The sequence below is a fragment of the Nocardioides sp. genome (genome assembly GCF_024509035.1).
Taxonomy (GTDB): Bacteria; Actinomycetota; Actinomycetes; order Propionibacteriales; family Nocardioidaceae; genus Nocardioides.
The window spans coordinates 1-13,035 of the sequence record NZ_JANINT010000165.1; the positions used below are offsets into that span (position 1 = coordinate 1).

A 13,035-nucleotide genomic window follows, 5' to 3' on the forward strand; every position below is an offset into this window, starting at 1 on the left:
CCTCGGCCTCGCCGTCGGTGTCTGCCTCGCCGTCGGTCTCGGTGTCGCCGTCGGTCTCGGTGTCGCCGTCCGTGTCCACGTCGCCGTCGACGTCCCCCTCGGGTGCGGCCGAGATCACCTCGATCTCGGTGACGCCCAACCCGGTGACCGTGGACGTGCTGTCCGGCGCCACCACGCCGATCTCGTACGCGGTGCTCGTGCACAATGCCGGGCCGAGCACGTCGGCGGCAGCCGAGCTGCTCGTGGGAGTGCCCAGCGACGGCACCGACGTGCTCGCCGGCGACCCGCAGCGCGACCTCGGGTCGGCGACGATCGCCGTCCCGGCGCTGGCCGCCGGCGAGAGCCGCACGCTGACCGGCGCCGGCGACCTACCCCCGTGCGACGGGTGCGAGGGGTCGCCTGTGTACCAGGCCGTGGCCTGCTGGCAGGCGGCGGCCGGTGCCCTGACCGGGTGCGCGGCCACCCCGCTCACCGTCCACTTCGTCGGATCGGCCTGCCAGGCCTGTTGGCCCGACGGCACAGACCTCGCCTTCACCCTCACGCAGGACGTCGCCGAGCCGGTGGCCATCGGCGACCAACCGGTGACGGTCCCGCTGACCGTCCACGTGACCAACCAGGGCACCGACGCGCTCGCCGAGGGGCTCCCGCTCGAGCTCCAGGGCAAGCTCGGCGACCCCGATCCCGACGTCGGATGGGTCGCACCGCCGGACGTCGTGCAGCCCGCACGCTGGGGCCTCACGCTGCCGGCCCTCGCCGCGGGGGAGAGCGCCGACGTGGCCACTGAGCTGCTCGTGCCCGCCTACGTCAGCACCCAGCGCGCGAGCACCCACCTGTGGGCCCGGGTGCGCGAGCCCGGCGTGGCGGACGTCCTGGCCGACTCCTCGGTCGCGGCCCGACTCGCGCCGACCTACGACGGCGACGCTCCTGACTTCGCCGTGGACGCCGCGTCCCTGGTGGTGCCCCGCTTCTACGCCCGCGCCGGCGCGTCCGACACGCGGCGGGTGAGCTTCACCGTGGCCAACCTCGGCGGCAGCGACCCGGGCGACCCGATCGACGTCGGCGTGCAGATCGGCACGACGCCGCAGTGGGACCCGGCCGCGCCCACCCAGGGCGGTGTCGAGCTCCCGCGGGGGCTGACCGGCAGCGTCGGCCGCACCGTCGACCTGACCTGGAGCGGACCGCCGCCCACCGGGCCGGCGTACCTCGTGGCGTGCGCCGACACCGCGTCGAGCGCCCCGGCCGGCGACCCGGCGTCGTACTGGCCGCACGAGGAGAGCAGCGAGACCAACAACTGCGCCAGCGCTCCCGTGACGTTCGTCGACCTCGACGCCGCCCCGGCACCGGTGGCCGGATACCCCGGCCCGCTGCCGACCCCCGACCCGCTGGCCGTCTCGGTCACCGAGGAGGGCGGCGGCACGAGCGGCACGTTCGGGTGGCAGCGGACCGACGACCAGAGGTGGACCCTCGACCCGACGGCCGGCGTGCACGTCACCGTCACCCTCGGCCGGCAGACCTTCATCGAGGATCTCGACGTCGCCGCCACCCCGGTGACCATCACCCCGGACGACGCCGGGAACGACCCCCTGCCCTTCGGACAGGTGATCGGCGCCCTCGCGCTGGCTCCGGGCCAGGCGATCGCCGAGAGGCCCTTCACCGTGGACTTCGCCCTGGACCCCGCGGTGCTGGACGGTGTCACCACGAGCGACCTCGTGGCCTTCGCCGTGGACCCGGACGGCTCCGACGTCCGCCTGCTCCCGCTGCAGCCCAACGCGGACGGCGGGTGGGCACGCGACCGGGTGCGTGTGCTGCTGACCCACTTCGGCGTCGTCGGGCTCGCGACCGCGACTCCGGCCCAGCGCGCCGCCCTGGCCGCGCGGGTGCCGAGCGACGACGACCAGCAGCTCGAGGCCGACGGGGCAGGGGTGACGCTGGCCGAACGCGCCGCCGCGCTGGCGGCTGCGCCGCGGCCTGCTGCGCGGGCCGCCGGACGCGCCGTCCCCACGGCACCTGCGGCCCGCGCCGGCACAGATGCCGCGGACCAGGCGCGCGACCGTCTGGTCACCCGCTTCAACGAGGTGCTGGTGCCCGCCTACGACGCGGCGTACTCCGGCGGCCTGCTCGAGATCGACGTGAGCCTCCAGCTGTCCCTGGAGTGGCTACGCGCCGCCCAGCTGATCATCGGGGTCGGGGACCCGGTGATCGACCCGCTGGCCGAGGAGGTGAACGAGCGGGTGCGCGACCTGCTCGACCGCCACGCCGACCTGGTGAAGCAGCAGTGCGTGGAGGGCGGCGGGTTCGGAGCGCTCCGGGCGATGCTGGGAGAGATCCGGCGCCTGCAGCTCCTGGGCCACGAGGCGAAGTCGTCCGAGCTGACCGAGGCCCTCGGCGCCTGCTCGTCGTTCCAGGTCGCCTACGACCAGTCGTTCGGCGACGAGAACACCAACGCATCGCTGGACGGCGCCTTGACCAGCCGGATCACGCTCACCGCGCCGGCTGGTGGGCTGGCTGCCAGCGGGGCCGTCCCCTCGGGCACCGCACCACTGGACTGGACGCACTACTCCGCCACCACGACCGACACCTACGACACCCTGGACGACTCGGGCAACGTGGTCGGGCACTGCGAGGTGACCACGACGGACACCGCCAAGTCCGGCTCGTACATGACCTTCTACGTCAAGGACTACGGGCTCACGTTCCTGCGCGGCGGCGGCCACCGTCGTCTGGCGGTCAGCATGTGGCTGTTCGGCAGCAGCATCGACCCCGCGATCGGCTACGACGTCCCGGTGGTGATCCACCGCGAGGTGGCCTCGGGCTGCCCGAACATCGCCAGCGAGTCGTACGACAGGGACGACAAGCCGTACCCCAACGACCCAGCGATCCAGGTGGCCACCGGCGGATTCCGGGTGTTGACGCTCGAGTGGTCCGGCGGTCACTACGAGCACAGCTGGAGCGTGACGCGCAGCGGATCCCACCCCACCCGGGAGACCTTGCGCATCGTCGTCGATCCCGCCTTCGGCTGATCCCCGGTGCCGCCTCCCGGGATCGGGGGACGCCGTACGTCGAGCGGTCCGGGACCAACGGCCTTCGCCTGGGTTCCATGTGCCCTAGAGGGGCCTGGGACGACCACGGACGATGGGGGAGCGTGGTGCCCGCCACGCACTGGTTCCGTCGGGGGCGGGTGGCGCTCAGCAGGTAGCCACCGGAGCCTGGGTCGTTGACGAAGACGGAGGCGAGGTCAGTGTCCCCGAGCTGAGGATGGTCGATGGAGCGGTCGCTCGACGGCAAGGTCGCCAGGATCACCGGCATCGGCCTGGTGGCCGTCGCTCTGGTCGCGACCGTGAACCTCAGCGTGCTGGGATACCTCAGGTTCTCCCTCGACCGCGACCTCAGCGACGTGAACGGCGCGACGCACTCGCTGCGCCTGGCGCACCTGGCGATGGTGAACCAGGAGAACGGGCTGCGCGCGTACATGCTCTCGGGCGACGAGCAGTTCCTCCAGCCCTACTGGGACGGGCGTGAGGCGATCGCGGCTCAGCTCGACAGCGCTGCCAGCGGGCTGCGGGACGTGGACGCGATCCAGCCGCTCCTGGAGGAACAGCAGGCTCGGATCGACACCTGGACGAGGGAGTGGGCCAGGGACGCGCTGCAGAGGGGCCCCCACTTCATCGAGAACAACACCGTCGCCGAGCGGACGGCCTTCCTCGAGGACGGCAAGCGACTCTTCGACGGCTACCGGGCGGCGCACGCCACCCTCGAGAACCGGGTGGACGCCCTGAGGGCTACGCGGACCGACCACCAGTCCGACGTGCTGGTGGGTGCGCTGTCGGTCGAGCTGGTGCTGTTGCTCGGCACCCTGCTGATCCTGCGCTGGCAGCGCCGCCGCTTGCGCGGCTCGATCGTGGAGCCGGTCGATCAGCTGGTGTCCGCGATCGGCCGTATCCGTGACGGAGACCTCGGCACGCGGGTTCGCAGGTCGGGCTTCGAGGAGCTCGCCGAGGTCGGCGCCGGCCTGGACGAGATGCGCGGAGCCCTCCAGTCCCAGCGAGCTGCGACCTACGAGCGGGAAGTCGCCCTCGTCGCCGCTCGGCAGGAGGCCGAGGCGGCCAACGCCGCGAAGTCCGCGTTCCTGGCGACCATGTCGCACGAGATCCGAACCCCGATGAACGCCGTCATCGGGATGACCGGGCTGTTGCTCGACACCTCCCTCGACGTCGACCAGCGCGACTACGCAGAGACGATCCGGACGTCGGGCGACGCGCTGCTGACGATCATCAACGACGTCCTGGACTACTCGAAGATCGAGTCCGGGGAGCTCAACCTCGAGTGCCGTCCCTTCGTCCTGCGCGACTGCGTCGAGAGCGCGCTCGACCTCGTGGCCGTGCACGCGGCGAACAAGAACCTCGATCTCGTGGCCCAGATCGATCCCGACGTTCCGTCCGTCGTCGAGGGCGACGTGACCAGGATCCGCCAGATCCTGGTCAACCTGCTGAGCAACGCGGTGAAGTTCACCGAGGAGGGCGAGGTGCTCGTCCGTGTCCGGCTCGTCGATCACGATCAGAGACCCGATCCGGACCGGGTGCGCATCGCTCTGGAGGTCCGCGACACGGGGATCGGGATCCCTGCCGAGCTCCACGACCGGTTGTTCAAGTCCTTCAGCCAGGTCGACAGCAGCACCACCCGGCTCTACGGCGGGACGGGCCTCGGGCTGGCCATCAGCCGGCGCCTCACCGAGGCCATGGGCGGGACGCTCACCGTCGAGAGCCAGCACGGGCGCGGTTCGACGTTCGCACTCGAGCTCGAGCTGGCGAGGGGAGCGCAGCCCGTCGAGGAGCGTCGGAGCGGCTCGGCGGATCTGACGGGCAAGACGGTGCTGGTCGTCGACGACAACGACACCAACCGGCGGATCCTCCGTGGACAGCTCGAAGGGTGGGGGATGCGGATCGTCGACCACGGCGACCCGCTCGCTGCGCTCGAGGCGGCCAGGGCCGGCTCGCTCCGCGTGGACGTCGCGATCCTGGACATGCACATGCCCGGCATCGACGGACTCGGCCTCGCCCGCGGTCTGCGGGGTGCGCCCGGGTGGGACCGCGTCCCCCTGCTCCTGCTCACCTCACTGGGCGACCCTCCCTCCGGCACCGACCAGCTTGCGATGACCCACCTGACCAAGCCGGTCAAGGCGGCAGCGCTCCGCGCCGCCCTCGCCGACACGCTCGGGGGCCCGCGACGCGACCGGCACCTGCCCGAGACGCGATCGACGTCGACCACGAAGCTCCGGATCCTCGTCGCAGAGGACAACTCGGTGAACCAGAAGGTCGCACTCTTGATGCTCGACAAGCTCGGGCAACGCGCGGATGTCGTCGGCAACGGGCAGGAGGCCATCGACGCGATCCGACAGCGGCCGTACGACCTCGTGCTGATGGACGTCCAGATGCCGGTCCTGGACGGGCACGAGGCCACGAGACGCATCCGCGCCGAGCTCCCGAAGGCTCGCCAGCCGCGCATCGTCGCCATGACCGCGAGCGCGCTCTCGGACGACATCGACGCCTGTTTCGCCGCCGGGATGGACAGCCACCTCGCCAAGCCCGTGCGGATGGAGGACCTGGCGGCTGTCCTGGGTCAGACCCCGGTGAGCCAGCCGACCGAGGTGGGCGCGGGCGAGCAGGACACGCACGACCACGGGCCCGACTTCGACCCCACCGTGCTCGCGGACCTCACGGCGCACCTCGGCGCCGAGGCGCCGTCGTTCTGCAACAACCTCGTCGAGACGTGGTTGCGCGAGAGCGCTCGACACGGAGCCGAGCTCGCCGAGGCGGCCGACCTGGGCGACCGCGAACGGGTGGCGCGGACCGCCCATGCCATGAAGTCGTCGAGTGCTGCGGTCGGAGCTGTCGCGCTCGCGCGCAGCTGTCAGGAGCTCGAGGCAACGGCACGCGGCACGGCACCGGTCTCGAGAGCTGCTCTCGTGGCCCGGGTCCGAGACATCCAGCAGCAGCTCGACCGCGTCACGCCGGAGGTCGCGAGCCTCCGGCTCGGGTGACGCGCTCACGGCAGCACGGCGGTCGCCTCGACCTCGACGAGCACGTCGGGCGCGTAGAGCACCTCGACGCCGATGAGGGACGCGGGAGGCATCGGCATCGGGAGGCCGATCTCCTCGGCGACCGCCTGGACGCCGGCCATGAAGGACTCGATCTTGTCCGAGGTCCACGCGGTGACGTAGAAGGTGAGGCGGACGACGTCGGAGAAGGACGCGCCGGCGCCCGCCAGGCCGATGGCGGTGTTGCGCAGTGCCTGGGCGACCTGCTCGGTGAGGTCGTTGGCGGCGACGGGCTCGTTGCCGGGCTGTCCGACCTGGCCGGCGACGTGGACGTGAGTGGCGCCGGTCGCCACGGCGACGTGGTGGTACGGCGTGTCCTGCAGCATGCCGTGCGGGCTGATGAGGCGGGCGCTCATGGAGGGCTCCTTCGGATCCAGTAGTGGTATCGCATGGATACCTGGTCTACGAAAGGCACTTCAACTAACCTAGGTTTCGTGGCCGAAACCGCCGAGCGTCTCGACATCACCGCTGCGCGTCGCGAGGTGCTCGGCCAGGTCCTCGACACGTGGTCGGTGCTCGTCCTCGAGGAGCTCTGCGAGAGCCCACGCCGCTTCAACGAGCTGCGTCGCCTCCTCCCGGTGACCCAGAAGTCGCTGACCGCTACCCTGCGCCGGCTGGAGCGGACCGGCATCGTCGAGCGCATCGTGATCAGCGACCGACCGGTCGCGATCGAGTACCGCATCACCAGGCTGGGCAAGACCCTGCGGGACCCGATCGACGCCATCCTCGCCTGGGTCGAGCAGCACCTCGACGAGATCGACCGCGCGCGGGCACGCTTCGACGACGAAGCGGCCACCTGAGGGTGGTGCCCCACCGGGATGCGCTGGGGCGAAGTCCCGTCCCCGAACGGGGTCGCATCCCCTATCCTGGCGCGACCGTTCCAGCTTCTCGGCAGCGAGAGGAGAGCCGATGTCCGGTGTGGACCACGGGGTCGAGATCGTCGATGCGGCCACCGCCCTGCCGCGTCCCCGCGCCGCTCGGCTCGGCGAGCTCCTGGCGGAGGTCGGCACGGTGGCAGACCTCGCCCACGAGGTGCGCACGCACGCGCGACGCGCTGCGGGCGCCGATGGCGCGACGTTCGTCGTGCGCGAGAACGACCAGTGCTTCTACGTCGACGAGGACGGCATCGCGCCCTTGTGGAAGGGGCAGCGGTTCCCGATCGCGTCCTGCATCTCCGGGTGGGCGATGCTGCACGGCGAGCCCGTGGTGATCCCCGACATCACCGTGGACGAGCGCATCCCCCAGAGCGCCTACCGACCGACGTTCGTGCGCAGCCTCCTCATGATGCCGGTCGGAGGCGACCGGCCGGTGGCGGCGATCGGGGCCTACTGGGCCAGTGAGCACCGAGCCACCTCGAAGGAGCTGGCCGCGGTGTCCGAGGTGGCGGCCTCGGCCGCGGAGTGCCTGCGCCGGATCGGGCTCGAGGGTGCCCCGTGGGCGCCGAACCTCACCGGGCGGTAGGGGCGCCGGCGTACGGCTGTGAGTACATCTCGGCGTGAATACAGGAATTGCTGTATGGTCACGCCATGGTCGCCGCGACTGCCGCCTCGCTCGACGCTCTGGCCCGCTTCGGGCACGCGCTCTCGGACTCCACGCGGGCGCGCGTGCTGATGCAGCTGCGTGAGGCGCCGGCGTTCCCGGCCGATCTCGCCGACGCGCTCGGGGTCACCCGCCAGTCGATGTCCAACCACCTGGCCTGCCTGCGCGGCTGTGGGCTTGTCGTCGCCGTGCCCGAGGGGCGCCGGACGCGCTACGAGCTCGCCGACGGCCGCATCGCGCACGCGCTCGCCGATCTCCACGACCTCGTCCTGGCGACCGATCCCGATCTCTGCGCGCGCTCGGACCGGGAGGGCTCCTGATGGGAGCGGGACACGGCCACGGCCACGGTCACGGGGCGCCGGCCGGACATGCGGGCGGCCGCTTCCGGCGGCGGCTGACCATCACGTTCGTGATGGTCGCGGCGTTCCTCGTCGTCGAGCTCGCCGCAGGGCTGTGGTCCGGGTCGCTGGCGCTGATCTCCGACGCCGGCCACATGACCGCCGACGTCGTCGCGCTCGGCGCCGCCCTGGTCGCCACGCGCATCGCCACGCGCAGGGACACCACGGGTCGACGTACCTATGGCTCCTACCGCGCCGAGGTGTTCGCGTCCGGGCTGACCGTGCTGATCATGCTCGGCGTCGGGGCGTACGTCGTCATCGAGGCGCTCGGCCGCATCGGCGAGGACCCCGAGGTCCACACCGGCGCGATGCTCGTCGTCGGCGGCCTCGGGCTGGCCGTCAACCTCGTGTCGATGCTGCTGCTGCGCGAGGGTGCGAGCGAGTCGCTCAACGTCAAGGGCGCCTACCTCGAGGTGGTGGCCGACGCGGCCGGCAGCGTCGGCGTCATCGCCGCCGGCGTCCTCGTCGCCACCACCGGCCAGGCGTGGTGGGACGCCGCGGTCGCGGTCGCGATCGGGCTCTTCGTCGCCGTCCGGGCGCTCGCTCTCGGGCGCCAGGTCCTCGCCGTCCTCGGTCAGCACGTCCCCGAGGGCATGACCGTCGACCAGGTCGTCGCGGACCTCGAGGCGCTCGACGGGGTCGCCGACGTCCACGACCTGCACGTGTGGACGCTGACCTCGGGCATGCACGTCGCCACCGCGCACCTCGTGCTCGCCGAGAACGCCGACCCCCAGGCGGTGCTCACCTCTGCCCAGGACCTCCTGGCGCGGACCCACGACATCGAGCACGCCACCCTCCAGACCGAGACCGCGCCGACCCACCGCTGCCACGAGGTGACCTGGTGACCACGCACGCCCGCGCTCGACGACTGCCCCCGCCCGCCTGGATGGTGCTCGGCCTCCTCGCGCAGCGGCGCCTCGCCGCCGGCTCTCGGCCCACCCGGGCCTCGCGCGTCCTCGCCGGTGGAGTCGCCGGCGCGAGCCTCGGGCTGGCCGGCTGGGCCGTCGGGTCCTTCCGGCGTCACGACACCACCGTCGACCCGCTCGCCCCCGAGCGCGCCAGCCACCTGGTCGCCGACGGGGCGTTCCAGACCACCCGCAACCCGATGTACGTCGGGATGGCCGGTGTGCTCCTCGCGCACGCGGTGGCCCGCCGCTCGGTGGCCGGCCTGGTGCCGCTGGCCGGCTTCGTGCTGGTGATCAGCCGGACGCAGATCGCGGCGGAGGAGCGGGCGATGGCCGCCAACTTCGGACCCGACTGGGAGGCATACGCCGCCACGACGCCGCGCTGGGTCGGACTCCGCTCGCTCGGAAGCGCCTGATCCGAGACTCCGCGGACGGCGTGACCGTGACAGCGATACTGTCACGCTCATGTCCGACCTCGACGCACCGCCCGACGCCGCCTTCGACGCCGACGTGATCGTCGTCGGCAGTGGGTTCGGCGGAGCGGTCACGGCCTTGCGGCTGACCGAGGCCGGCCACCGGGTGCTCGTGCTGGAGAAGGGCCGGCGGCTCTCGGACGAGGACCTGCTGCGCGCCCGGCGCGACCCCCGCGCCTACCTCTGGCAGCCCGAGGTGGGGCTGCGGGGCTTCTTCTGGCAGCGGATCTTCCGCCACGTCGCGATCATCGGCGCCAGCGGCGTCGGCGGGGGGTCGACCGTGTGGGCCGGCGTCCTGCTCGAGCCGCGCGACGGCTTCTACGCCGACCCCGCGTGGTCGCACCTGCGCCCCGACTGGCGCGCCGAGCTGCGGCCGCACCTGGACCGGGCGGCCGGCATGCTCGGGCGGGTCGTCACCCCGCACCGCGGGCCGATGGACGACCACCTGCGGGCCGCGGCCGAGCGCGTCGGAGCAGGGGCGACGTACGGGCCGGTGCCGGTGGCGATCCACTTCGGCCGCGAGGGCGTGACCGAGCCCGACCCGTTCTTCGGCGGAGAGGGCCCGGACCGCACCGGCTGCCGGCTGTGCGGCGAGTGCCTGCTCGGTTGCCCCTACGGCGCGAAGAACCAGCTCACCCGCAACTACCTCCACCTCGCTGAGAAGTACGGCGCCGAGGTCCGCGCGGAGCACGAGGTGACATCGGTCCGGCCGCTGCCGGGGGGCGGCTACGAGGTCGCGGTCGCCCACCCCTGGCGGCGTACGGCGCTGGCCCCGCTCCGCGCCCGCCGCGTGGTGCTGGCCGGGGGCGTCCTCGGCACGCTCGACCTGCTGTTCCGCTGCCGTGACGAGCTGGGCACGCTGCCGCACGTCTCGCCGATGCTCGGCACGCGGGTGCGCACCAACAGCGAGGCGCTGACCGCGATCCTCCAGCCGGCAGGGGAGGACCTCTCGCGCGGCCCGACGATCTCCAGCGACTTCTACCCCGACCCCGACACGCACGTCACCCAGAACCGGTTCGTCGGCGGCTGGCACATGCGGCTGCAGGTCGGCCCGATCGTGGACGGCGCACGCAAGGGCCCCCGGGCCCTGCGGACCCTCGGCCGGCTGGCCGCCGCGCCGGTCGCCCAGGTGCGCCGGATGGCGGCGCGCGGGTTCGAGCGCCGCCTCACGGTGCTCACGGTGATGCAGCACCTCGACAACGAGCTCGCCTTCGAGCGTCGCCGCTCGCCCGTCCGTCCCTGGCGGCGCGTGCTCCGGTCGCGCGCGGTGCCGGGGCGCCAGGCGCCGAGCTACCTGCCGGTGGCCAACGAGGTCACCCGGGCCTTCGCCGAGTCCTCCGGCGGCACACCGCTGAACCTGCTCGGCGAGACGCTCGGCGGGCTCTCGGTCACCGCGCACATCCTCGGCGGCGCCGTGATGGGGGCGTCGGCGGACGAGGGCGTGGTCGACACCTCCCACGAGGTCTTCGGCCACCCGGGTCTGTACGTCGCCGATGCCAGCACGATCCCGGCCAACCTCGGGGTGAACCCCTCGCTCACCATCACCGCGCTGGCCGAGCGGTTCGCCGCGCTGTTCCCGGCAGCCCCCGAGGGCGCCGTACGCCGCGACCCCGTGACCGCCGGCCCGGCGTCGAGGGGTGCGTCGAGGGGTGCGTCGAGGGGTGAGGCCCGATGACCGGAGTGGTCGGTCTCGTCCGAGCCTGGTCGGGCCTGCCCGCTCCCGCGCTCGAGGACGTCGTCGGCGACCTGCGGGCCGAGTTCGTCGTGCCGCTGCGCCACGTCGCGCCCGCCGGCCTCGGGCTGGTCGGGCTCCCGCGCTGGCACGGCAAGCGGTTCGCGCCGACGGGCGGCGGCGAGCTCGCGGGCGTCAACCTCCTGCGCGCCCCGGGCGGCGGCTTCGAGGAGCGCCTGCCGATGCGTGCGGTCCTCGGCGTCGGCCTCGCCGACGGGCGGCCTGCGGTGATCGTGACCTACGCCGAGGACGCACCTCGGCCGTGGCGGTGGGTCCGCGACGAGCTGCGGGTGCTCGACGACGGCGTGCTCGTGGGGATGTCGTACGTCGACCGCCCGCTGCTGCGCCGCGGCGGGTTGCCGTTCCTGCTGCGCCCCTAGTCTGTCCTGCGTGGAGACCGACGCAGCGGCGCGCGGGTCGCGGCGTCGCGAGCGCACGCGGGCCCAGCTGCTCGACGCCGCGGAGCAGCTGGCGGCGCAGCGTGCGCCGGAGGAGATCCGGGTCGAGGACGTCGCCGTCCAGGCGGGGATCTCTCCTGCGTCGGTGTACGTGCACTTCGGGACCAAGGACGCGTTGCTCGCGGCGGTCACCGAACGGGTGCTGGCGGTGGCCACCGAGACGCTGCGCGCGGCGTATGCCGCGGACACCTCGCCGCTCGAGCGCTTCGCCGGCGTCGGCGCGGCCTACCTGCGGCTGCTCCTCGAGCACCCCGCGGTCGTGCGCTACCTGACCGTCACGGGGGAGCGGGGGCCGCGCTCGCCTCTCGAGAGCGAGGTGGTCGACCGGTTCGACGAGCTGCGGCGGGAGTTCGAGCAGAGCATCCGCGATGCGGTCGAGACCGGGGCGATCCGCCGGGTCGACCCCGAGCTGATGTCCCACTTCCTGTTCGGCGCCTGGAACGGCGTGGCCGCGCTGGCGCTGCGTCGCGACGCTCTGACGCTGCCGCCCGAGCGCGTCGAGCAGGCGGTGATCGAGGCGGGACTGGTGCTCCTCGACGGTCTCCTCCCGCGCGAGACGCCCGCCCCGAGCGGCTGATCGCAGCACCCTGCCCGGACGGACTCGCCGCTTCACTCGCCGGCAGCTCGAGGGGTCCCGACCGGGACCAGGTAGTACGGCGTCAGCGCGTCGGTCAGCCCGAGCCTGCGCCGGACGGCCTCGTCGGAGAGCGCCCCGACGGGGACCGCGCCGAGCCCGAGCGCGACCGCGGCCAGCAGCACGTTCTGGGCGCAGTGGCCCGCCTCCAGCGTCACGAACTGCGCGGCCCGACCGCGGTACTTGGCGTACGTGCGGTCGACCACGCCGGTGATCACGACGAGCAAGGGTGCCGACGAGACCGCGTCCTGGCCCACGGCCGCGTCCCCGAGCTCAGCGGCAAGGGTGGCCGGTGCGTCCCACTGCTCGGCGCGATGTCCGTCCGGGAGGTAGTGCCAGAGCGTCCCCCGGGTCACCGCGTACACCTCGAGCGGATAGAGCGCGCCGGCGGAGGGCGCGGTGCGGCCGCCCGAGCTGCGCGTGATGCCTTGGGCCGCCCAGAGCAGCTGGCCGATCTGGGGCGTGGTCGGGGTCGTCAGCTCGAACTCGCGCACGGACTGTCGCCGAGCCAGCGCCTCGGTGAGCGAGAGGACGCCGAGCGGCTGCGGCTGCGGGAGGCTGACCACGCGGTCCGGTGGACGCTGCGAGAGGTGTCGCTTCGACGGCATCGTCGCGCAGCCGGCCGCGGCCAGGCCACCGAGGAGCAGCGCGCTGACGTGCCGCCGCGTGAGCCGCAGGCGAGGAGACCGTACGTCGAGACGGTCGGCCATCTCCTGATCGTGTTCTCCGACGCGGCGGCGCGCGAGAGGCCGAGGTCACCGACCGTGATCGCGGCGGGGGTTGGTGCCGGTGCCGGTGCCGC

General features: G+C 73.1%; 12 protein-coding genes. 10 read left to right on the plus strand and 2 right to left on the minus strand.

All coding sequences use genetic code 11. The features are described 5' to 3' along the window. Nucleotides 1–128: 128 nt before the first annotated feature. Together Q0L15_RS12620 and Q0L15_RS12625 are read left to right on the plus strand one after the other, a co-directional pair. A complete protein-coding gene (locus Q0L15_RS12620) occupies nucleotides 129–3,020 on the plus strand; it encodes a hypothetical protein (protein WP_296604793.1) in 2,892 nt (963 codons plus the stop codon). A gap of 242 nt (nucleotides 3,021–3,262) precedes the next feature. Then, nucleotides 3,263–6,037, plus strand: a complete 2,775-nt coding sequence (locus tag Q0L15_RS12625) for a response regulator (protein WP_296604794.1) — start codon at nucleotides 3,263–3,265, stop codon at nucleotides 6,035–6,037. Between the two features lie 5 nt (nucleotides 6,038–6,042). On the opposite strand, the gene Q0L15_RS12630 is transcribed toward Q0L15_RS12625, so the two are convergent. Continuing rightward, the gene (locus Q0L15_RS12630) at nucleotides 6,043–6,450 is read right to left on the minus strand and encodes a Rid family hydrolase (protein ID WP_296604795.1); all 408 of its coding nucleotides are present in this window, start codon (nucleotides 6,448–6,450) and stop codon (nucleotides 6,043–6,045) included. A 78-nt stretch (nucleotides 6,451–6,528) separates the two neighbouring features. Between Q0L15_RS12630 and Q0L15_RS12635 the strand changes: the two genes are divergently transcribed. The 8 genes from Q0L15_RS12635 to Q0L15_RS12670 all read left to right on the plus strand — a co-directional run bounded on the left by Q0L15_RS12635 (nucleotide 6,529) and on the right by Q0L15_RS12670 (nucleotide 12,176). After that, nucleotides 6,529–6,894 (plus strand): helix-turn-helix domain-containing protein, encoded by a 366-nt coding sequence (locus Q0L15_RS12635; protein ID WP_296604796.1) that lies wholly within the window; start codon nucleotides 6,529–6,531, stop codon nucleotides 6,892–6,894. A gap of 109 nt (nucleotides 6,895–7,003) precedes the next feature. Next, complete coding sequence (locus Q0L15_RS12640) at nucleotides 7,004–7,555, plus strand: GAF domain-containing protein (RefSeq protein WP_296604797.1); 552 nt, start codon at nucleotides 7,004–7,006, stop codon at nucleotides 7,553–7,555. A gap of 65 nt (nucleotides 7,556–7,620) precedes the next feature. Continuing rightward, the gene (locus tag Q0L15_RS12645) at nucleotides 7,621–7,953 is read left to right on the plus strand and encodes a metalloregulator ArsR/SmtB family transcription factor (RefSeq protein WP_296604798.1); all 333 of its coding nucleotides are present in this window, start codon (nucleotides 7,621–7,623) and stop codon (nucleotides 7,951–7,953) included. After that, the gene (locus tag Q0L15_RS12650) at nucleotides 7,953–8,876 is read left to right on the plus strand and encodes a cation diffusion facilitator family transporter (RefSeq protein WP_296604799.1); all 924 of its coding nucleotides are present in this window, start codon (nucleotides 7,953–7,955) and stop codon (nucleotides 8,874–8,876) included. The genes Q0L15_RS12645 and Q0L15_RS12650 overlap by 1 nt, the downstream gene beginning before the upstream one ends. After that, nucleotides 8,873–9,352 carry an isoprenylcysteine carboxylmethyltransferase family protein gene (locus tag Q0L15_RS12655; protein WP_296604800.1) on the plus strand — a complete coding sequence of 160 codons (480 nt, stop codon included), beginning with the start codon at nucleotides 8,873–8,875 and terminating at the stop codon, nucleotides 9,350–9,352. The genes Q0L15_RS12650 and Q0L15_RS12655 overlap by 4 nt, the downstream gene beginning before the upstream one ends. Nucleotides 9,353–9,401: 49 nt before the next feature. After that, nucleotides 9,402–11,084, plus strand: coding sequence for a GMC family oxidoreductase (locus Q0L15_RS12660; protein ID WP_296604801.1), 1,683 nt, complete (start codon nucleotides 9,402–9,404; stop codon nucleotides 11,082–11,084). After that, complete coding sequence (locus Q0L15_RS12665) at nucleotides 11,081–11,521, plus strand: hypothetical protein (protein ID WP_296604802.1); 441 nt, start codon at nucleotides 11,081–11,083, stop codon at nucleotides 11,519–11,521. The genes Q0L15_RS12660 and Q0L15_RS12665 overlap by 4 nt, the downstream gene beginning before the upstream one ends. Nucleotides 11,522–11,531: 10 nt before the next feature. Further along, nucleotides 11,532–12,176, plus strand: coding sequence for a TetR/AcrR family transcriptional regulator (locus tag Q0L15_RS12670; RefSeq protein WP_296604803.1), 645 nt, complete (start codon nucleotides 11,532–11,534; stop codon nucleotides 12,174–12,176). Nucleotides 12,177–12,208: 32 nt separating this feature from the next. Here Q0L15_RS12670 and Q0L15_RS12675 read toward each other — a convergent pair whose 3' ends face one another. Beyond that, nucleotides 12,209–12,943, minus strand: a complete 735-nt coding sequence (locus tag Q0L15_RS12675) for a SagB/ThcOx family dehydrogenase (RefSeq protein WP_296604804.1) — start codon at nucleotides 12,941–12,943, stop codon at nucleotides 12,209–12,211. Nucleotides 12,944–13,035: the final 92 nt, after the last annotated feature.